The organism is Sulfitobacter sp., assembly GCF_036960155.1.
Classification (GTDB): Bacteria; Pseudomonadota; Alphaproteobacteria; order Rhodobacterales; family Rhodobacteraceae; genus Sulfitobacter.
The window spans coordinates 29,036-49,186 of the sequence record NZ_JBALWB010000004.1; the positions used below are offsets into that span (position 1 = coordinate 29,036).

The following is a 20,151-nucleotide window of genomic DNA, read 5'->3' on the forward strand; positions in this document are numbered from 1 at the left end:
TTGATCAAGTCCTTTGAAACGCGGGCGAGGCCAGCACAAGGCCAACACCGTCCCAGCGGGTTTCGGCGGCATTTGCGGCAAATTCAACGGCAGGAGTTGTGAAGTCACCAAGGGCTGTGTGCACAAATTCTCTTGGATCGGGCAGGTTTTCCATCAGCAATTGGGGTGCAGTGATTGACCACTGCAGGCGCGCTGCAATACCTTGCGGTGCGATCCACGCTGCGTCTTCCTCAGGAAGCCCATCTGGTCCGTCAGGTTTTTCCCAAATATGGCCCATCTGCCGCAGGGGCACGACAATCAGGTCGCGGGTCATTTTTTCTTCTAAAGATGTGATCGCCTGGGCTGGTACATCAAGCGCGCGCACAGCAGAGCCGATAAAGTGGAATGCGGGTTTGACGTTGCTGCGTTGTTTTACCCATGCTGCAGGATGCGACAAAAGCGCCTCGTTGACAGCGCTCAGATCACCATCTGTTTCAAGATACCGTGCTTCAAGCGCGTCGATAAGGGCCGGATCAGGTGTGTCAGAAGTAAAGTGAACCGCAAGTTTCCATGCGATATGGCGCGCGGTTGCCGGGTGATGTGCCAGATCGCGCATCGCTGCGACAACATCGCGAATATGCGCAGGCCCGCCACCATAGGATTTTCCCAGCACCGTCTCCGCTCCGGGTTCAGCCTGATCTTTGCGAAACTTGAGCCGCATGGGGGGGGCAAATGTAACCCCAGTTAACAGCTCGGCAAGTTCGGTCACATCGGTTTGGGTATAGGGGCCGTTAACACCCAATGTATGCAGCTCAAGCACTTCACGTGCGAGGTTTTCATTCAAGCCCACCAGTTTGCCGCCCCGCGCGGCCCGTTTCGAATTTGCACCGATTGAGCGTTGTTGATCAAGGTAATGGATCATCAAAGGGTGCAGAACCGCAGCGATCAACAGGTCCTCAAAGGGGCCGTTAATATGGGGCCTAATCGCGCTTTCCATATAGGGAGATGCCGAACGACGTATGAGACCAACTTTGCCCGTGGCCGTGAAGTGATCCGCCCAAAACAGCGTCAAACGTTCGCGAAGAGGCGCTTCAGTCGAAACCCATCTATTCAGGTGCTGGCCTATCCATCCGGCTTGGGCAATGCGCGCTTCTTTGTTGAGAACGCGTCGGCCCTTTTTTGCAGCAAGAGCTTCCGGTGAGCCGCGGTTTTTCTTGCGTATCTTTTGCAATGATTGGGTATAAGCGATGCGTTTTTGGAAGGCATCGAAGTTTTCAATAGGAAAGCGGGACGCAATGGCGTCCGTATCGGTTAGTGTCGCCAGCATCTGCTCGATCGATGCAGGTGCGGCCACACTGGGAGACAAGCCACAGCCGAACCGGATTTCCGCCAATTGGGGATCGAAACGCATCTAAAACTTCCTCAACTCAGACAGGTTAGAACATAGCATCATATGATGTGCATAAAAGCACCCAGCATGGGGAACGGCCCTAAGCAGCGACAGTTAGCCGAAACTGCCGAATTTATGCGTCAATAATCAACGTTTTTTGCCACGACCCTTTTGGGAATAGTTACCTTTGGGGCCCGTTATGTCGGGAGTATTGGCGTCGTTTTCATCTTGCAGCTTGCGCCACCGCTCTAGGCGTGCGGGATCGACGCTGCCGTCTGCAACTGCCGCCTGAATGGCGCAGCCGGGTTCATGGGCGTGTGTGCAATCGCGAAAATGACAATCGGGTGCGCGTTCGGTGATTTCTGCAAACAAGATGTCCAATCCGTCGGACACATCGCTGAGGTGGAGCGTGCGTATGCCGGGTGTGTCAATCACCCAACCGCCACCTTTGATCCCATGCAGGGAACGCGATGTGGTTGTGTGACGCCCCTTTGCGTCGTCTTCGCGGATATCGCCCGTCAACTGGGCATCTTCGCCTTCTTTGGCTGCCAACGTATTGAGAAGTGTTGATTTTCCCACGCCTGATGATCCCACCAATACCACCGTTTGCCCCTCATGGCACCACGGTGCCAAAGTATCGGCGGCGTCAGGTGTCTTTGCGTTTAGGGTGACAACATCCAATCCGCGCTGCAACTGGGCTGCACCCGCGACAAACGGGGCCGTATCGCCAGCTTTATCAGCCTTGGTCAGTACAATCACTGGATTAGTCTCGGCCTCATTGGCAAAGGCGAGGTATCGTTCAAGTCGAGCAAGATTAAAGTCGTCGTTGCAAGAGGTTACGATGAACATCGTATCTACATTTGCCGCGATCAACTGAGGAGCACGCGCGCCTTCCGTCTTGCGCTGAAGCAAGGCGTGACGGTCAAGCCTGCGCACAATTAAATGGGTGTCCGGCTCAACTATGATCCAATCGCCAACGGCATAATCAGTGGTTTTCATTTTTGGCGGCAAGGCTACTCTGACAGGGCCGTGCGTTGATTGCGCCGTCATGCGGGAGCGGTGGACAGTCGCGATGCGCAACCGCTCAAGACCCGTTTCCGCATCTGAAAGCTGGCCCTCAAAAAATGCGGACCACCCCAGAGAAGGGAGAGAGGTGGCGGCATCATCTGGAATTTCTGTCACAGTGTCCTGAATGGGATTTATCCAATTATGTGTTTTGGCGCATGGCACAGTGCCAGCACCCTAAAGCTGGGGGCCATGATAGAGCACGAAGGCCCCCAATAGAAAGTGCCATGAGGATGAGAGGCGTAAATCTGTAGCGGGGCAGCATCAACCCAGCACAGTCAGCCAGACCCATACGGTTAGAATAGATGCGCCTGTTGCGATCAAAACAGATGACGCAGCTACTCTTTTGCTGCGCCCGTACATATTTGCAAAGATATAGGCGTTAAACCCTGGGGCCATTGAGGCCGTCAGCACACCGGAACGGAACAGATCATTAGGAACCGAAAGTGCGGTGCCCATCATCCAGACAATCGCGGGATGCACCAAAAGGGCAATACAGCAGACCATCGCGATGGCTTTCATGTCGCCTTCGGGTTTGTATTGGATCAAAACACCACCAAGGGCGAACAAAGCAGCAGGCAGCGCGGCGCGTACAATGAGCGATAGGCCGTCATCCACAACCGATGGGATTATTAGGCCGCTAAAGTTCACAGCAAAGCCAGCCATAATGCCAATCACCAGTGGATTGTGGAACATCGCGCGGCTAATTGAACGCGCTAGCGTTGCGGGGCTTTGTCCGCGGTTGCGCACAAACTCCATCACCGTGATGCCCAGTCCGTAACAAAACGGAGAGTGGATCGCGATGATCATATAGTTTCCGGTTAAGCTGTCGGTGCCGTAGGCGCGTTCGGAAATCGGCAGACCCAAAAGGACTGAGTTTGAGAAAAGGCAACAAAATCCGATGGCTACACAATCTTCCCAGTCGCGTTTGAAAAACAGGCGTGCCCCGAATGTGCCAAGCGCAAAGCAAATAGCAGCGCCTGAATAGAAACTGAACAGCAGCCGCGCGTCAAACGATGCTCCAAGGTCCAGATGTGCGATGGCTTGGAATAGCAGGCACGGCACAGCAAAGCTTTGGGCAAATCGCAGAACGCCGTCCACGCTCTCGGCTGGGAAAAAACCGCGCCAGACAGCGACATAGCCAAATCCAATGACCATAAAAACGGGCAGGATGACATCTAAAAGAGTTTGCATGGCTTTGGGTGCTCAGGGCTGGGGATTTGACCCTGATTACACCTCCAAAGTGAGAGGTGAAAGGCATGATCCTAGTTTAACGGGAACTCTAGCTGCATGCCGTCATAAGCCGGATCAATATGATCAGGTGTTTCGGCGGCGAGGGTGACATAATCCAGATCGTTGTGCATGTTTGTCAGCACGCCACGCTTGGGCTGCATTTTTTCGATCCAACCTAGCGTTTGTTCTAGGTGGCTGTGTGTCGGGTGTGGATCGCGGCGCAAGGCATCAACGATCCAGCAATCCAAGCCTTCTAGATGATCCCAGATATGATCCGGAATCGCTGCAACATCAGGTAGATACGCGACGTCATTCATGCGAAAACCTAACGCATCCATACCGCCATGGGGCACTGTAAACGGGGTAAAGCGAAGCGGTCCGCCCGCGCCGTCAATTTCAATATCACCGTCCATTAGGTTCATTTCTAGGATGGGCGGGTACATCGACCCTTCAGGCTGGATAAACGCATAGCCAAAGCGGTCCATCAACGCGTCACGGGTTGGCTGGTCTGCCCAAACAGGCAGGCGTTTGCGCATGTTGATCACAATCATGCGCAGATCATCCATGCCGTGAACGTGATCCGCATGGGCGTGGGTATAGAGGACTGCATCCAGTCGTCCGATACCTGCATCCAGCAGTTGGCTGCGCATATCGGGTGAAGTATCGATCAACACAGACGTTGTTCCTGTGTCGGTTATCCGCTCAACTAAAGCCGAGCAGCGGCGGCGTGCATTGCGAGGCTCATTGGGGTCACATGCGCCCCATGCGCCGCCCAAACGCGGCACGCCGCCCGATGATCCACAACCAAGGATGGTAACGCGCATGACATCACTCATGATGCACCGCTATAGGTTGCGACTTTGGTAAACAGGCGTTCAAAATTTGCCTCGGACTGGGCGGCAAACACGTCATATTCAACGCCGAATGTCTCTGCTGCACGGCGGGCGGTGTGCGCGCTATAGGCGGGTTCATTGCGTCTGCCGCGAAATGGCGGCGGGGCAAGGTAGGGGCTGTCTGTCTCAACCAGAATACGTTCTAGCGGAGCGGCGGCAAAGATATCGCGCAACTCCTGGCTTTTTGGAAAAGCGGTGATGCCCGACATGCTGAGGTAAAACCCCAAATCAAGTGCGGCCCGGCCCAGTTCAGCAGAAGAGGAAAAGCAATGCATGACGCAGGTATAGGCGCCCTTGGTGTGTTCATCGCGCAGGATCGCGGCCATATCATCATCCGCATCGCGACTGTGGATGATCAGCGGTAGGCCTGTTTCGCGGGCAGCGGCAATGTGAATGCGCAGACTGTCTTGCTGCTTTTGCGCACTTTCAGCCGTATAGTGATAATCTAGCCCAGTCTCACCGATACCGACCATTTTGGGATGCTGCGCAATAGTGATAAGTTGCTCAAGCGTTGCCATTGGCTCATCTGCGACGCTCATCGGGTGGGTGCCTGCGGCATAGAACACGGATGCGTTTGCTTCGGCAATTGCGCGCACATCGGGTTCATTTTTCAGCTTGGTGCAAATCGTGACCATCCGCATAACGCCTGCGTCATGGGCGCGGGAAATTACCTCAGGCAATTCCTCAATTAACTCGGGGAAATCAAGGTGGCAGTGACTGTCGGTGATGTGTGGTGTGTCGGTCATGGAACTCCGTAGGCGCTTATCTTGGGGCGGCCTTTGCCATCTTTATAAACGTATCTAGAACCAGCGCGGCAGGGTCAAGGTTGACCGCGATGCCATGGCGCGCACGTGCGCTGATTTCAGCGGCTAGATCAGCCCAGATCCGCGCTTGATGTGGAGTGGGGCACAAGCGCATCAGGGTGCTGGCCTCTCCCACACATGCTTCGATCTGGGGTGGCGCGCCCATAGCACCTGCGCGGGCCATGCGGCTGAGCAGTAAATCAATGAGGGTGAATAACAGGTCGCGTTTTGCTTCACCGCCGCGTGCTGCTGCAAGTTCGGCCAGTTTGAGGGCACGGGGACGATCCATGTTGGGCAGGGTGCCCACAAGCCCAACCAATTCGGCATACATCGACGCGCCGCCCAATAAAGATAGACGCATCGCCCCGCCAACAGACCCACCAGATAGGGCGGATAGAGCGGCGGAATTGGCCGCCTGAACATCTGCTTGGGCCATAGCCTCAGTCACTTCACCTGCGTCAAGCGAGCGTAGAGCCAGCGTGCGGCACCGCGAGCGGATTGTCGGTAACAGGCCAGAGGGTTGATGCGAGATCAGGATCAGCAGCGCACGGGCAGGTGGCTCTTCGAGCATTTTAAGGAGCGCATTCGCCGCTGTGACGTTCATTAAATCCGCATCATCAATGATGACTACACGGTAACCGCCATCTGGTGCCGACATCTGAAAGAACCCGTTAAGCGCGCGAATATCATCCGCAACAATTTCCTGACGCATCTTTTTGGTAGTTGGATTGATTGAACGGGTGACGTTACGAATGCGTCCTTCGCCGCCTGATGTAATCCGAACAGCAACGGGATGATCCGGCGCGATCTCAAGACTGGTAGGAACCTCTGGCGCAAACATCCCGCCGTCATCAGGCGTAGGTGTCGCAAGGAGAAATTTGGCGATCCGCCACGCCAAGGTGGCTTTACCAACGCCGCGCGGTCCCGTGAGCATCCAAGCGTGGTGCAAACGGCCTGTGTTAAACGCATCAACAAATGCCATCTGCGCCGCGTCCTGCCCAATCAGCCGGTCGGTGTCGCGCGGATGCGGTGCACCTTCTAGGCGCTCAGGCTGTGGGGTTGTGTCATCGCTCATATGTGCGGTTTAACTTGGTTTGATTGGGTTGGAAATGGGCTGCGCGTTCTTTGGCATGTTGGGCCGCATAATGATCAGTTATTTTCGCCAAGGGCCTTATCGGTAACAGCGTAAATATCTGCCGCGACTTTATCCATATTCTGGCTGCCATCAATCACGCGGAAACGGTCGCTAAACTCTTTAGATAGCGCAAGAAAACCTGCGCGCATGGCTTCTTGTAGGCTTGCACCAAAATCCTCAAACCGCTCTTCGGTGCCTTGGCGGCCTTTGGCACGCTTTAGTCCCTCGGCAGGATCCATATCTATCAAGATTGTCAGGTCAGGCTCGACGCCAATCATGAGGTCGTGCAGTTGGTCAACATCGGCACGTAAATCGCCACGGCTAAGGCCCTGATACATGCGCGTGCTATCAGCAAAACGATCACAAATAACAATTTTTCCCTCAGCAAGGGCAGGGCGGATCAACCGCTCAAGATGATCTCGCCGCGCGGCGGTGAACAACAGGATTTCGGTTTCCGCTGACCACCGATCTGGATCACCTTGTAGGACAAGCGCGCGGATTTCTTCTGCACCAGCTGAACCACCCGGTTCACGTGTCAGAACGACATCGTGCCCACTCGCGCGCAAATGCTGCGCCAGTCGGGTCACTTGCGTAGACTTGCCCGATCCGTCGATGCCTTCAAAACTAATGAAAAGTCCGCGCTGCGTCACGTTTTCGTTCACGAAGCCTCCGGCGCAGGGCCGTCGTTGATACGTTTGGCAAGGTGCTGTGCCGCTGCGACAACCCGCCCGACAAACCCATGACGTGCAATGCTGCGATCCGCAACCAGCGGAACACGTTGTTCAGGCAGACCTCCAGGAGTGATGATCAGCTCACCGATTTGATCGCCCTTTGTAATGGGTGCTTTGACAGGACCGTTGTAAACAACTTCTGTTTTCAGTGGCGCAATTGGGTTCACGGGTAAGAGCAGCGAAATATCTTCGGCCAGTTCCAAACCTACACTATCTTCAGCGCCAATTGAGACGTCAGCATCCGCGATTTTTGTACCTTTTGCACCCAGTTCTGTCTGCGAAAACTGACGGAATGCCCAGTTTGTCACCGCTTCTGCCTCATTTGCGCGGGCTTGCGCAGTATCTAGCCCTGACAAAACAAAAATAACCCGCCGCTGACCCTGCTTTGCCGATCCAACAAGGCCGTATCCAGCTTCTTGGGTATGACCCGTTTTTAATCCGTCAGCACCAATGCCAAGACCGAGCAGAGGGTTTCTGTTTAGACGGTTTGCAGACTCGGATGGATCAAACAGAAATTCTTTTTGCGCAAACATGGGATAGTACTGCGGGTAATCTTTGATCAATTTTGACGCGATCAGCCCCAAATCACGCATAGACATGCGGTGACCAGCCTTTGGCCAGCCATTTGAGTTTGTGAAGGTTGAATTTGTCATACCCAGCTGTTGCGCGCGCATGGTCATTTGGCGTGCGAATTTGCTTTCGGTTCCCGCCAGCGCTTCAGCGATAACAACACAGGCGTCGTTGCCGGATAGAACGATAATGCCGCGGATCAGGTCCTCAACACGGACACGTTCACCCGCTTTGAGAAAAAGAGTCGAACCGCCGTATTGCTGCGCCGCTGCGGACACGGGCAACTTTTGATCCAAATCGAGAATTCCGTTCTCAATGGCTTCAAACGCCATATACAGCGTCATCAGTTTTGACATTGACGCCGGCGGTAAGGGTTGATCGGCATCCTTGGCCATCAACACAGTACCCGTGTTGTAATCCATTACATAGGCGGCCTTTGCGCGGGTATCAAAAGCATGCGCGCTCACGGATGAGGCAAGCAGCGCTAGTGCACTAAGGGTCAGTTTTAATCCGCGCATATCAGGCACCTTTGCTATCAGCTGGAGACGGCGTAGGCATCCGTGAAGCCTTCCGATTTGATGGTCGACAAAATCTTGGCCCGTTCAGAACTGGTTGCGGCAGGGCCAACAACAACACGCCAGAAGGTTTTGCCGTTGATTTGGCTTTGTTTGACGGTCGGCGACAATCCTGCGCCGCGCATCTGTTTGGCCGCACGGTTTGCGTTTGCCTCGATGCTGAATATGCCGATCTGGATAAACGGTTTGGACAGGTTTGAAGACTGCGTCGGGACAACCGGAGACGGCGCTGCAGTTTCTATCGCGGCGCCAGCTGCTGCTGTGACAGGATCAAGCGGCGCTGAATTCACTTCAGGTGCGGCATCTACCGTCGTTTGCGTGGCTTCTAGTGCAGCAGTTGAAACGGGCTCTTCTACTTTGCGCAGTGCCGTTACGTTTAGTTTTGTAGGGGCACCTGCAAGAATGCCAAGGGCGGCAGCCGCATCTGATGATATCTGTAGGCTTGGTCCGGGGATGTCCCGCTCACGGCGAAATAGGGCGCCAACTACAAATTTTCCATTACTTTGATTGCGAATAATCACGCGCTCAGGTTCATTTACGTCCGGATGGGCAACCCAAACCCCACCCAAGCTGGGGCGACCATCCCACAAACCTTGATCCGTAACCGAAAACACTTCAGGCGCTTCGACATCGCGTTCAATGGTTGGCCCGGTAGGAGTGGCTGTTTGGCTGGACGCGTTTGCACCACCTATCGTCGGGAAGGAGAATTTTCCTTGATCGTCACAACCCGCAAGCAAAGACGCAATAACAAGCGAACCCGCTAAAACATGAACTGATCGATGCTTAGGCGCCCTGTTGGTGTTTTTGTTCTGACTGCCCATAATCCCTCGTCCTTGCCTGTTCGCGGACCATGTTCTCATGGCACACCCCTTCACCCCTTTTGCGGAGCATTTGAAACACTCTAACGCGCTCAAGCCCCGCACGACAAGAGAGGCCAGCACGGATAGGCAAATTTCCCCGCCAAAATGAATGTATTTTCCCCAATTGCAGAATCATTTCTACCGATTTAGGAAACCCACACTGCGGAGGTTTGGCAGAGTGGTCGAATGCACCGGTCTTGAAAACCGACGGGCGTGAGAGCGTCCCCAGGGTTCGAATCCCTGAGCCTCCGCCAATACGCCAAAATTTTTGATTTTTCAGACCAGTAACTTAACGTTACATATTTCCAACCCGATTTTAAACTGACGTAGTTATCTTTTTTCATTGGAAATGAAGGCATGTGAAAATGGAAGAGTGCTGCTGTTCCTAGACTTGGGGATGTTCGTTTTTGGAGTAGTTAATTTGCACCTGCCCTTGATATAAGTCGTTGATTAATTGGCGAGATAATCTTTTTGAAGGTAACGGATCAGCGAGTATTATTCCGCTCTAAGATTGCAATTGGCATAGCAGATTGAACAGATCTCAAGACCGCAAGGATATTGGGGCGTTTCATGATGACGGGGATGCCTAACAATGGAGTAGGTTATCGACAGGACAGCGTAGCACACACCGTAAGATAGAGCGAAAAGCTACCATTCGGCCCCAATGAATGGCCTGATTTAAATTTTTTAGTTCATTACGCGGTAAATATTCGGGTCTTCGAATGTAAGTAGGTGTAGTTTTGCACCCAAAATGACGAAAACCGCGAAATACGGTTTTCGTCATTTACTCAGTGGGTACTAACGTTGAAATACTGTGGGAAACCAATCTTCTCTAAGAGATTGACCCGGTTTCATTTCATGTCCTGGAAAAGGTGGCGATGTTGGACCCGGTCGTTCTACGTAACGGGCGTCGTCCCCTATGAACCTAAGAGAAAATGCCCGTCTACGAATATTGGTGGTGTTTCCCCGCGCGCCATGTAGCGTTCCATAGTTGAACGCAACCGCGTCGCCAGGCTCCATTTCCCATTCCTTGATGTCCATTCCTTCAGCGTCGGGGTCAGGCACGGGCATGTAGTCGTCGTCGTTCGGGTAAAAGCTTGATTCTGCCAGCCAACGGGTTGGCAATACAGGCTTTTCCCAAGCATGGCTTCCTGCAACGCAACGCAAGCTATTGCCCTTGACCGGGTCCACTGGCGACCAGAAACTGACATTCTGAAGGCCATCGACAAAATAGTAGGGACCGTCCTGATGCCAAGGTGTGGCCTTGGAAGTGCCAGGTTCCTTGACGAGAACATGATCATGAAAGACCTGCACCCTTTGCGAGCGCATCAGGTCGGCCGCTACTTCGGCGGCGGGTGAAGAACGGACTACATCCTCAAATTCCGGTATGCGTGTCCAGTTGCAATAGTCATCAAAAAAACGGCCGCCTTCGCCTTCTTTCAGGTTTTCCGCAGCATATGGCCCGGGTTCAGCCATGTTTCGTTCGATCCCAGCGCGGATAGCTTCGACATGGGATTTGAACAGCCCTTTGATAAGGACCACACCGTCCTTTTGAAATGTATCGATGTCAGTTTGATTGATAAGTGCGTGCATCTTAAAGTGCTCCCTTTTTTGAAACCATATGTGAGCCACTTAATAGCTTCCAATAATACTTATCTATTATATAATTAGCCTCATGCTATATCTCACCTTGCGCCAGTATCAGTATGTCGTCGCCGTTGCGGATGCGAGCAGCATGACTGATGCTGCATTAGCGTTGAATGTCTCACAACCTTCGCTGTCGGTTGCGATCACCCGCGTAGAAGCGCGATTGGATCGAAAGATATTTGTCCGCCGCAAGGGTGCAACGATTTCCATCACTCCGTTTGGCTATCAATTTGTCGAGCAAGCGCGTGATTTATTGCACAACGCAACTGCAATTGAGCAATTGGGGAGGGCTGCGCGGCCATTTGTGTTGGGATGCTTTGAAGACATGGCCCCGTGGTATCTCACCAAGGCTCTGCATGCCCTCAGATTAAATTTTCCCGCTATGTCTTTTGAGGGCCACGAGGGTCGCTTTTCTCAATTGGCTAGTGATATCACCGAAGGTCGCATCGATTTGGCCATCTCATACGATATTGGTTTCGATGACACATTCCTGCGTCAGAAAATAAAGGATGTTGCACCAGTCGCGTTTGTCTCTCCGACACATCCTTTGGCAACGTTCAGCACCCTTAGTTTGCATCAACTGACGCAGCATCCGCTGATCCTTTCGGCCGAGGAGTTATCCCTTGGGTATGTCATGCGTATCTTTGAAGAGGCTGGGCTGAAGATGAATGTGGAACACAGAACGGCTTCGCTAGAGATGATGCGTTCTTTGGCCGCGCAAGGTACTGGTGTTGGTGTCAGCTACTCAAACCCACCTTCAGCAATCAGCTATGATGGCCAGCCTCTTGTTACGATACCAATCAGCGCACCAGAGGCGGTAGCAGACATAGTGTTGGTTCAGTCAAATCTAGTGGAACCCAGCTCAAAAGTGATTGCTGTTTCGGAGGTTTTGGTTGCGATTTAATGCGGAACTGCACCGTTTGATTGTGAGCAGACATTGGCGCATCTAGAGCAAAAAATGGATAGCTTGAGGAGAGAGCTTCGACTTCATTTTGTTTCCCAATGGGTTCACGGCATTTATTGAGGATCGGCACCTAAATTAGCAACAGTTTCGGCAGCCTTTGAAGAGCTTGGCCTTGTATCTGCGCTTTCGCACACAACAAGAATACGCGCATCGTCGTTCCCGTTTGAAGCATACAAATGCCCGATTTCGCTGTCGAAATAAATGGCATCACCTTGCGCTAACGTGACCGGATCACGGCCTTCGAGATGGACCGTAACTGCGCCTTCGAGCACCATCAGGAATTCCTGACCGTCGTGACGTACAAAGTCTTCGAATTGATACAATTCGCGGGCCTTCAGCGTCCCCATCATGGGCAACATCGACTTGTTCCAAGTGTCGGTAAACAGCATGTCATAGACGTAGTTGTCAGTTTCCTGTCGCTGAAAATCGCCCTTGCGCGCAATGGCAAAGCTACCCCGTTCAAATCCCTGACCAGCATCAGAAAAGAACGCCGCTAGATCAACATCCAACCCGTGCGCAAGCTGCCCCAACCGGTCATAGGTCAGCGCAATGATGCCACGCTCAGCTTTGGAAATGGTTGAAATGGCAAGGCCCGTTCGTTCAGACAGGTCAGTGAGGGTCCAGCCCTTTTCGCTGCGCAACCGCTTGATGCGTTGGCCAAATTCGATGCGCTGTGTGGCTAGATCAGTATCCTGCTTCATGCCCCAAGCATAAACTGGGTGTCTCCATGTACAAGCACAAATATTTTCCAATCGGAAAAATACCCTTTTCCAATTGGAAAATTGTGTTAGCGTATTGGTAAGGAGATCCAGTGAAATGATTCACTCTACAGATCAGGCACCCAAAATCGAGACGCATTTTGACTGCATCGTGATTGGTGCGGGCATCGCAGGAACAACCGTCGCAGCCGAGTTGGCGCGCGTGATGAATGTCGCGCTGTTAGAGCGGGAAAATCAGCCTGGATATCACACAACCGGTCGGTCTGCCGCTCTCTATACGGTTGCATATGGTCCGCCTATCATCCGCGCACTCACCCGCGCATCGGGTCCGTTTTTCAACGTTCCGGATAGTCCTTATCTTACTGAACCATTGCTCTCAAAACGTGGGGCCGTCTTTGTGGCGCGCAAGGATCAGTTGGCGGCCTTAGCAGCACTTAAAGAAGAGCTGGGCAGCGCGGTTAAGTCGCTAGATGCCAGTCAGGTTACGCAAATGGTGCCCTTGTTGCGGGAAGGGTACGCTGCTGGGGGCCTCCATGACGAAGCCGCAAGCGACATAGACGTACATGCGCTGCACCAGCACTATCTGAGGGTATTCAAAGCCGCAGGCGGCACTTTGGTAACGCGCGCTGAGGTGACAACTATTAGGCGCGGTGAAGACTGGATTGTCCACACAACCGCCGGCAGGTTCCGTGCTCCGGTTGTCGTAAATGCGTCTGGCGCTTGGGGGGATGAAATCGCTGCACTTGCGGGGGTCGCTCCACGGGGATTAACGCCCAAACAGCGCACAGCTATGATCGTGGCTGCGCCAGAGGGCATGACACCTGATGGCTGGCCAATGGTGGTAGACGTCGAAGAACAATTCTATTTGAAACCAGACGCAGGGAAGCTGTTGATTTCCCCAGCGGATGCGGAGCCAACTGTGCCCTGTGATGCACAGCCAGACGAGTTATGGGTTGCACATTGCATAGATCGTATCGAGCGTGCGTTTGATTTATCTGTCCGCAGAATTGAAAATAAATGGGCAGGTTTGCGCAACTTTCTCCCGTCAGGTTGCCCGCTTGCCGCCTATGACACAGACGCGCGCGGGTTTTTCTGGCTTGTGGGGCAGGGAGGATATGGCATTCAAACCGCCCCGGCCCTCGCGCGCGCGGCGGCGGCTTTGATACAACACAAACCCATCCCCAAAGATATTGCAGATGAAGGCGTCACTGCTGACAGCCTGTGCTGCGACAAGGGTGTGCAAACTGAACAACAGGTTGCATCATCATGATTATTCTCATCCCTGTATTGGCGATTGTTCTGCTCACCTCGGGTTTGGCCATTGCCTATGTCATTGGCGGTGCTGCTGTTTTGACCTTTGTTGCGACGGATAACGCCCGCTATCTGGCGATCCTTCCACAGCAGATTTTCTCCAAGATCGATGTATTTGCCTTGATGGCGATGCCGCTGTTTATCCTTGCAGGTGAGTTGATGAACAGGGGCGGGATTACCTCGGCTTTGATCAACCTTTCCATGGCATTGGTCGGGCGTTTGAAGGGCGGATTGGGCCATGTGAATGTGCTTACATCGGTTTTCTTTGCTGGGATATCGGGCTCAGCCGTGGCGGATTCAGCGGCTTTGTCAAATACGTTGGTGCCTGAAATGACGCGCCGTGGTTATAGCTTGACGTATGCCAGTGCCATTACTGCGGCGTCCTCGGTGATTGGCCCGATTGTGCCGCCCTCGATCATCCTGATCTTTTACGGCGCTTTGATGCAAACCTCGGTTACTGCGCTGTTTTTGGCGGGAATTGTACCGGGGTTATTACTGGCTGCTTCATTGATAGCATTGAATACTTTTTATGCGTGGCGTGATGATCTGCCCAGCGTCAAACGCGAGGATATGCCGCCCTTTTTGCCAACGCTTGTACGTTCCATTCCAGCGCTGTCATTGCCCGTTATTATTCTGGGCGGGATTGTATTTGGCTGGATGACACCAACCGAAGCCGCGGCTGTTGCTGTTGTGACGGCGTTGTTTGCTGGGTGGTTCTATGAAGGACTAACGCTCGCCTCAATTCTCGAAGGGTTGCAGCGGACTGCGATGTTATCGGGGTCCATATTCATCATCATTTGTGCGGTCTCGGCCTTGGGCCACCTCGGCGCGCTTGAGCGTATTCCGGAGGCGATATCAGAGCTTGTAACAACGCTGGGTCTGGGGCCTGTTGGCTATATGATCACGCTGAATGTGATCTTTATCATCGCGGGTATGGTGCTGGATATCCCCGTCGCACTGGCGCTGCTTGTGCCGTTGCTTGCACCTGTTGCTTTGGCCCAAGGCGCTGATCCTGTGCATCTGGGTATCGTGCTCAGCTTTAACTTGTGCATCGGGTTGATCTCACCCCCGATGGGCGGGTGCCTGCTGGTGGTTTCGACCGTGACAGGCCTCAACTACTGGAAGCTGGCCAAGGCAATCATCCCCTTCGTTCTGGTTGAAATCATCGTGCTGGGGCTACTGGTTGCATTCCCACAAATCAGCCTCGCGCTGCCACAGGCCTTTGGTCTGGCAGGGGGATAAGCGGCCTAATTATTCAAATATTTCGAACAATCTAAAATACGAAACCTCAACATGGGAGACAATAAGATGACACATTCAATTTTGAAAACGACATTTCTTGCAGCCGCAATGGCGCTCGCTGCGCAGGCCAGTTTTGCCCAAGTCAAAGTGGCCCTCGACAGCCCCCCCGATCTTGAAGGATCTGGCAGCTATGTCTGGGCGCATACATTTGCCGAACACCTCAAGGCGAATGGCATGGAAGCCGAAGAATACCAGCGCGGTGCGCTTGGCGGTGATGATGAGTTGTTTGATCAAACGAGCCAAGGTTTGCTGGAAGTAAGCATGTCGCCGCTTGGCATTGTGGGGTCAATTGACGACACGATCTATGGCCTGCGCCTGCCGTATTTCTTTAAAGACATGGAAGAAGTTGATCACGCAATGATTGATGGCGGCATGTTAGAGGTCATCAATGCTGCAACAACAAAAGAAGGTGTTCGTGTTCTGGCGGTAGATACCGTTGGTCAGGCATCAGGGATCTTTAACACCAAGAAAGCCGTTAAATCTGTATCCGATATGGCGGGTCTGAGGATGCGTGCATTGGATGAAAGCCAGATCGAGCTTTATAAATCATGGGGCGCTGACGGCACAATTGTAAGCTGGGCAGAAGTACCAAACGCGCTGCAAACTGGCGTTGCGGATGGTTATCTGAACCCCAACTTTGTGCCGCTGCTGTTTGGTCATACCGATTTTCTGAAACACTATACTGATGCGGCAGTTACCCCGTCGTTGCGGATCGCGATTGCGTCCGAGGATTGGTATCAAGGCCTAAGCGATGCTGAGCGTGCCACCGTTGACGGTGCTGTTTCGGCTGCAAATGCAGCAAACCGCGCATGGCTTGGCACACAAGACGGTGTGATGGACAAGCTGCGGGCGGCAGGTGTTGAAATCCAGATATTGGATGAGGCGGCACGCGCCGAATTCCGCGACGCCTCTGCCTCAGCTTACGAAAGTGGCTTGCTCACCAAAGAGCAAATTGCCGCTTGGGAAGTTGCAAAAGGAAACTAAGATCATGCGCGCGATTGCCCGTTGGCTAGATAATGCTTCTGCCGCTGTTAACAGAATTGCCCTTTGGGGGGCGGTTCTGGCTGTGCTCACCATGGTGGCGGCGGCTGGCTGGCAGGTGATCGCACGTTACGTTCTGGATGCACCGCCCATATGGACCGAAGAACTGGCCCGCCGCGCAATGGTCTGGACGGGCATGTTGGGGGCGTCTTGCGCCTTTCGCATCTCGGCTGATCCCACACTATTCCCCACAATGCGGCTGGTGCCGGGACGGTTGGGGGGTGTTTTGGCACTGATCAGGTGTTGCGGCGTCTTGCTGTTTGCAGCCCCCGTAATTTGGTACTCGGTCTTTGATGCACGCATGAACCCTGCACGCGGATTTCTGGGCCGCAGCCTGAACCGTTCTGCAGAAATGCTTGATGTCTCCATGATATGGTTCACCGCTGCTGTTCCGCTCGCGTTTGCAATTATCGTGCTTCACGTCGTTGCCCTCACGCTGATGCGGTTAACAGGACAGGCCGATCTAAAGCCTGCTGATATCACTTCTTCTACGAAAGCCTGAATTATGAAAATTTTCATCGCCGGTTTAAGCACCGAAACCAATTCGTTTTCTCCCCTGCCAACGGGCATCATTTCGTTTCAGGAGGGATCGATCCACCATGGCAATGCCACGCAGGACCCCGTGCAATACTGGACTGGTCCACTGCACATCTGGCGCAACCGTGCCGAGGCTGAAGGCCATCAGATCATTGAATCGCTATCTGCCCATGCACAACCCGCAGGCGTGACCGTTAAGGCCGTTTATGAGGCGTTCCGTAATGAAATCTTGAGTGATCTCAAGGCTGCTGGTGGCATAGATGTCATTTTATTGTCGCTTCACGGCGCGATGATTGCCGATGGGTATGACGATTGCGAAGGTGACCTGATCGCGGCGTGTCGCAAGATTGCGCCAAATGCGGTCATTGGCGGGCTGCTAGATCCACATTGCCACCTAACCGATCTGATGATGGACAGCGCGACCTTGTTGGTCGCGTTCAAGGAATATCCGCACATCGACATACCCGCCCGCGCGGAAGAGCTGTTCACCCTTGCCATGGATGCGGCCGAGGGGCGCACAAAACCAATGATGGCTGATTTTGACTGTAAGATGGTCATGGCGCTGCCAACGCCTTCTGGCCCGATGCGTGATTTTGTGGATGAAATGCAGGCTCAAGAGGGCAAGGATGGTATCCTGTCGCTGTCTATTGCCCATGGCTTCCCGTGGGGTGATCACCCCCGCGTTGGCACCCGCGCACTGGCAATCTGTGACGGCACAGGTGCGCAACAAGTGGCCGAAACATTAGGTCGCAAGCTGTACGACCTGCGCCATGTCCTCAATACCGAAATACCCGATATTGCGGGTGCCCTTGATCTCGCTGAAGCCGAGGCTGATGGCCCGATTGTTCTGGCTGATATGTCTGACAACGCTGGAGGCGGCGCGCCATCTGATGCGACGTTCCTTCTGCGGGCTATGATCGACCGTGGCATGACCAGTATCGCTACGGGGCTGTTTTATGATCCGGGCGCGGTGCGGATTTGCCGTGAAGCGGGTGAGGGGGCGACACTTGATCTTCGTATCGGCGGCAAACACGGGCCAATGTCCGGCGACCCGCTGGATTTGGCGATAACGGTGATGAAATGTGCCTCTGGATTGACCCAGCGGTTCGGCGAACTGCCTGCGCCAATGGGGGAAAGCGTCTGGGTGAAAGCAGGCGATATCGACATTGTATTGACCGATACACGAGGTCAAACATTCCACCCCGAAGCGTTTACAAAGCTGGGAATTGATCTGACGAAACGTCGTTACGTTTGCGTGAAATCATCCAACCATTACCAAGCTGGTTTTAATCCGATCGCCAGTAAAGTTATTCCTGTCGCCACGCCCGGTGCGATCACGCCAGATTTTGCTAATATCCCCTTTACCCGCCGCACCCGCGATTATTTCCCTGCTCTGAAGGATCCGTTGTCATGACAAACGCATTGATTGCCGATCGCGACCGCTTTTCCGCTGAACACCCCGAACAGCGGATCACCCTAAATGATCGTGACTGGGGCTTTTTAGATGTTGGCCAAGGGCCAGTGTTGATCCTTATCCCCGGTACGTTGGGGCGTGGTGATATCTTCTGGCAACAGATCGACGCGTTAAAAGGCCGTCTACGGATCATCGCACCCAGCTATCCGGCCACAGGTGGCGTTGCTGAGTGGTGTGAAGATATCATCGCGCTTATGGACCACTTGAAAGTAGACAGCGCGTCGATTTTGGGATCGTCTTTGGGCGGCTATTTGGCGCAGTTTATCGCGGGTAAATATCCACACCGGATGGACAGCCTTATCGCGGCGAATACGTTACATACAACAGCTGGCATTGATCATCGTCCGCCATACTCCAGCGACCTAGATGCCGGACCAATCGCAGAATTGCGCGCGGGGTTTGGAGCAGGTCTTGAAGGATGGCGCGCGGCCCATCCCGATCAAAGTAATCTGGTTGATTTGTTGCTGGTTGAGGTTGGCGGCCGCATTCTGGAGCCTGAACTTCGCCGTCGTTTGGGCGCGATCAAGGAAGGGCCCGTTTTGCCTGACCTGGGATTACCCTCTGAAAAGGTGTTTACGATTGATGCTGCCGATGATCCGTTGATCCCATCTGAAATGCGCGATGTTGTGCGTGCCCGTTTACAACCAGCTGTTGCTTACCGCTACCTTTCTGGCGGTCATTTCCCCTACATTGCACGGCCTGACACCTACACCGCATTGCTGGAGCAGGTGATGGGCCTTGATATAACCGGCCCTGATTGGGGCATGAAAGCGGAGCGGTTCCTATGATTATTCTGACCTCTGAAGACGTTGCACAGCTGCTTCCGATGTGCGCGGCGATCGAGGTGATCGATACCACGATGAAGATGGTATCAAAGGGCGAGGCCGAGCTGCCGTTGCGCAGTGCGATACCCGTCGGTGGGGCCAATAGGATGGGCATCATGCCGGGTGCGATCATGGCCCCAGACAATTCGTGTTTCGGTGTTAAGCTCTTGAGCCTTTTCCCCGATAATTCAAAACATGGCCTATCCTCCCATCTTGGGGCGTATGTGTTGTTTGCCGCAGACACAGGTGAAGCGCGCGCGATGATGGATGCCAGCCTGCTAACTGCCCTGCGTACTGCAGCCGCCAGTGGTGTCGCCACGCGTGCTTTGGCAAGGGAGGATGCAAGCGTGTTAACCATCATCGGATACGGTGAGCAGGCGGAACATCATCTAGATGCGATCTGTGCGGTACGTGATATTGCGACGGTCCATGTTGTCGGGCGTGATGCCGCGAAAGCCGAGGCTTTTTGTCAGACTGCAAGAACGCATTACCCGAAAGTGGAATTTAACGCAGGTTCAGATGTGCAATCGGCTGTAGCGCAGGCCGATATCATCTGTACAGTGACGTCTTCCCCGACACCGATTTTACACCATGCGTGGTTGCCCGAAGGGTGCCACGTCAACGTAGTTGGTTCGTCTATTCCGACAATGCGAGAAGTGGATGACGATCTTGTTTTCAATACATCAATTTGGGTGGATTACCTTCCCTCTACGCTTGCACAAGCTGGGGAGGTTGTGGATTTGATCGCTTCAGGTGACTTCACATCGGATCAACTGATGGGTGAAATCGGGAGTGTTTTGGACGGACAGTTAGCAGGACGAACGTCAGCGGACCAACAAACTGTCTATCGTTCACTTGGTGTGGCTGCGCAGGATTTGATGGCCGCAAAGGCGGTTGTTGAGGCCGCAATAACGCAAGGGTTAGGACAAGCGGTTCGGCTGTAAACTTATGTTCCTATTGCAAGGTATCGCACCGCGATCGGCCGATTACGCTACCCGTATATCTCTACGGGTAGCGTAGCAATGACGGCAGTTCTGAGCAGTCGTTCAAGGAAGAAAACTCTACGGGCGTGGCCTGCATTGAGCCGTCGTTGACATA

Annotated in this window: 19 protein-coding genes and 1 tRNA gene; 9 read left to right on the forward strand and 11 right to left on the reverse strand. The window is 53.5% G+C overall.

Translation table 11 applies throughout. The features are described 5' to 3' along the window. Positions 1 to 4: 4 nt before the first annotated feature. The 9 genes from V7775_RS11565 to V7775_RS11605 form a co-directional block, all read right to left on the reverse strand. Positions 5 to 1,390 (reverse strand): DUF1800 domain-containing protein, encoded by a 1,386-nt coding sequence (locus V7775_RS11565; RefSeq protein ID WP_335752055.1) that lies wholly within the window; start codon positions 1,388 to 1,390, stop codon positions 5 to 7. A gap of 126 nt (positions 1,391 to 1,516) precedes the next feature. Beyond that, positions 1,517 to 2,551 carry a ribosome small subunit-dependent GTPase A gene (gene rsgA, locus V7775_RS11570; RefSeq protein WP_335752056.1) on the reverse strand — a complete coding sequence of 345 codons (1,035 nt, stop codon included), beginning with the start codon at positions 2,549 to 2,551 and terminating at the stop codon, positions 1,517 to 1,519. Between the two features lie 147 nt (positions 2,552 to 2,698). Beyond that, complete coding sequence (locus V7775_RS11575) at positions 2,699 to 3,628, reverse strand: AEC family transporter (RefSeq protein ID WP_335752057.1); 930 nt, start codon at positions 3,626 to 3,628, stop codon at positions 2,699 to 2,701. Between the two features lie 71 nt (positions 3,629 to 3,699). Then, the gene (locus V7775_RS11580; protein WP_335752058.1) at positions 3,700 to 4,503 is read right to left on the reverse strand and encodes an MBL fold metallo-hydrolase; all 804 of its coding nucleotides are present in this window, start codon (positions 4,501 to 4,503) and stop codon (positions 3,700 to 3,702) included. Continuing rightward, on the reverse strand, positions 4,500 to 5,306 hold the full coding sequence (locus V7775_RS11585; RefSeq protein WP_335752059.1) for a TatD family hydrolase: 807 nt from the start codon (positions 5,304 to 5,306) through the stop codon (positions 4,500 to 4,502). The genes V7775_RS11580 and V7775_RS11585 overlap by 4 nt, the downstream gene beginning before the upstream one ends. A 16-nt stretch (positions 5,307 to 5,322) precedes the next feature. After that, complete coding sequence (locus tag V7775_RS11590) at positions 5,323 to 6,438, reverse strand: DNA polymerase III subunit delta' (protein ID WP_335752060.1); 1,116 nt, start codon at positions 6,436 to 6,438, stop codon at positions 5,323 to 5,325. A gap of 74 nt (positions 6,439 to 6,512) precedes the next feature. After that, entirely contained in the window at positions 6,513 to 7,160 is a 648-nt protein-coding gene (gene tmk / locus V7775_RS11595) for a dTMP kinase (RefSeq protein ID WP_335752061.1), read from the reverse strand. Next, complete coding sequence (locus tag V7775_RS11600; RefSeq protein ID WP_335752062.1) at positions 7,157 to 8,317, reverse strand: D-alanyl-D-alanine carboxypeptidase family protein; 1,161 nt, start codon at positions 8,315 to 8,317, stop codon at positions 7,157 to 7,159. The genes tmk and V7775_RS11600 overlap by 4 nt, the downstream gene beginning before the upstream one ends. Before the next feature lie 17 nt (positions 8,318 to 8,334). Next, the gene (locus V7775_RS11605) at positions 8,335 to 9,195 is read right to left on the reverse strand and encodes an SPOR domain-containing protein (RefSeq protein ID WP_335752063.1); all 861 of its coding nucleotides are present in this window, start codon (positions 9,193 to 9,195) and stop codon (positions 8,335 to 8,337) included. 203 nt (positions 9,196 to 9,398) lie between these two features. On the opposite strand from V7775_RS11605, the gene V7775_RS11610 reads away from it, so the two are divergent. After that, positions 9,399 to 9,488: transfer RNA gene (locus V7775_RS11610), tRNA-Ser, on the forward strand. 544 nt (positions 9,489 to 10,032) lie between these two features. On the opposite strand, the gene V7775_RS11615 is transcribed toward V7775_RS11610, so the two are convergent. Then, positions 10,033 to 10,827, reverse strand: coding sequence for a phytanoyl-CoA dioxygenase family protein (locus V7775_RS11615; RefSeq protein ID WP_335752064.1), 795 nt, complete (start codon positions 10,825 to 10,827; stop codon positions 10,033 to 10,035). Positions 10,828 to 10,909: 82 nt separating this feature from the next. Between V7775_RS11615 and V7775_RS11620 the strand changes: the two genes are divergently transcribed. Beyond that, positions 10,910 to 11,785 (forward strand): LysR family transcriptional regulator, encoded by an 876-nt coding sequence (locus V7775_RS11620; protein ID WP_335752065.1) that lies wholly within the window; start codon positions 10,910 to 10,912, stop codon positions 11,783 to 11,785. Positions 11,786 to 11,898: 113 nt separating this feature from the next. Here the strand turns inward: V7775_RS11620 and V7775_RS11625 are convergent, their stop codons facing one another. Next, positions 11,899 to 12,546, reverse strand: a complete 648-nt coding sequence (locus tag V7775_RS11625) for a helix-turn-helix domain-containing protein (RefSeq protein WP_335752066.1) — start codon at positions 12,544 to 12,546, stop codon at positions 11,899 to 11,901. Between the two features lie 115 nt (positions 12,547 to 12,661). On the opposite strand from V7775_RS11625, the gene V7775_RS11630 reads away from it, so the two are divergent. From V7775_RS11630 to V7775_RS11660, 7 genes are all read left to right on the forward strand, one after another. Beyond that, positions 12,662 to 13,834: an NAD(P)/FAD-dependent oxidoreductase gene (locus tag V7775_RS11630; RefSeq protein ID WP_335752067.1), complete on the forward strand. Its 1,173-nt coding sequence runs from the start codon at positions 12,662 to 12,664 to the stop codon at positions 13,832 to 13,834. Then, positions 13,831 to 15,117, forward strand: coding sequence for a TRAP transporter large permease (locus tag V7775_RS11635; RefSeq protein ID WP_335752068.1), 1,287 nt, complete (start codon positions 13,831 to 13,833; stop codon positions 15,115 to 15,117). Before V7775_RS11630 ends, V7775_RS11635 begins: the two co-directional genes overlap by 4 nt. A gap of 66 nt (positions 15,118 to 15,183) precedes the next feature. Further along, positions 15,184 to 16,161, forward strand: coding sequence for a TRAP transporter substrate-binding protein (locus V7775_RS11640; protein WP_335752069.1), 978 nt, complete (start codon positions 15,184 to 15,186; stop codon positions 16,159 to 16,161). A 4-nt stretch (positions 16,162 to 16,165) separates the two neighbouring features. Next, positions 16,166 to 16,720, forward strand: coding sequence for a TRAP transporter small permease (locus V7775_RS11645; protein ID WP_335752070.1), 555 nt, complete (start codon positions 16,166 to 16,168; stop codon positions 16,718 to 16,720). A gap of 3 nt (positions 16,721 to 16,723) precedes the next feature. Then, positions 16,724 to 18,169 carry a M81 family metallopeptidase gene (locus V7775_RS11650; RefSeq protein WP_335752071.1) on the forward strand — a complete coding sequence of 482 codons (1,446 nt, stop codon included), beginning with the start codon at positions 16,724 to 16,726 and terminating at the stop codon, positions 18,167 to 18,169. Next, positions 18,166 to 19,017 (forward strand): alpha/beta fold hydrolase, encoded by an 852-nt coding sequence (locus tag V7775_RS11655; protein WP_335752072.1) that lies wholly within the window; start codon positions 18,166 to 18,168, stop codon positions 19,015 to 19,017. The genes V7775_RS11650 and V7775_RS11655 overlap by 4 nt, the downstream gene beginning before the upstream one ends. Then, complete coding sequence (locus V7775_RS11660; protein WP_335752073.1) at positions 19,014 to 19,997, forward strand: ornithine cyclodeaminase family protein; 984 nt, start codon at positions 19,014 to 19,016, stop codon at positions 19,995 to 19,997. Before V7775_RS11655 ends, V7775_RS11660 begins: the two co-directional genes overlap by 4 nt. Positions 19,998 to 20,151 lie beyond the last annotated feature (154 nt).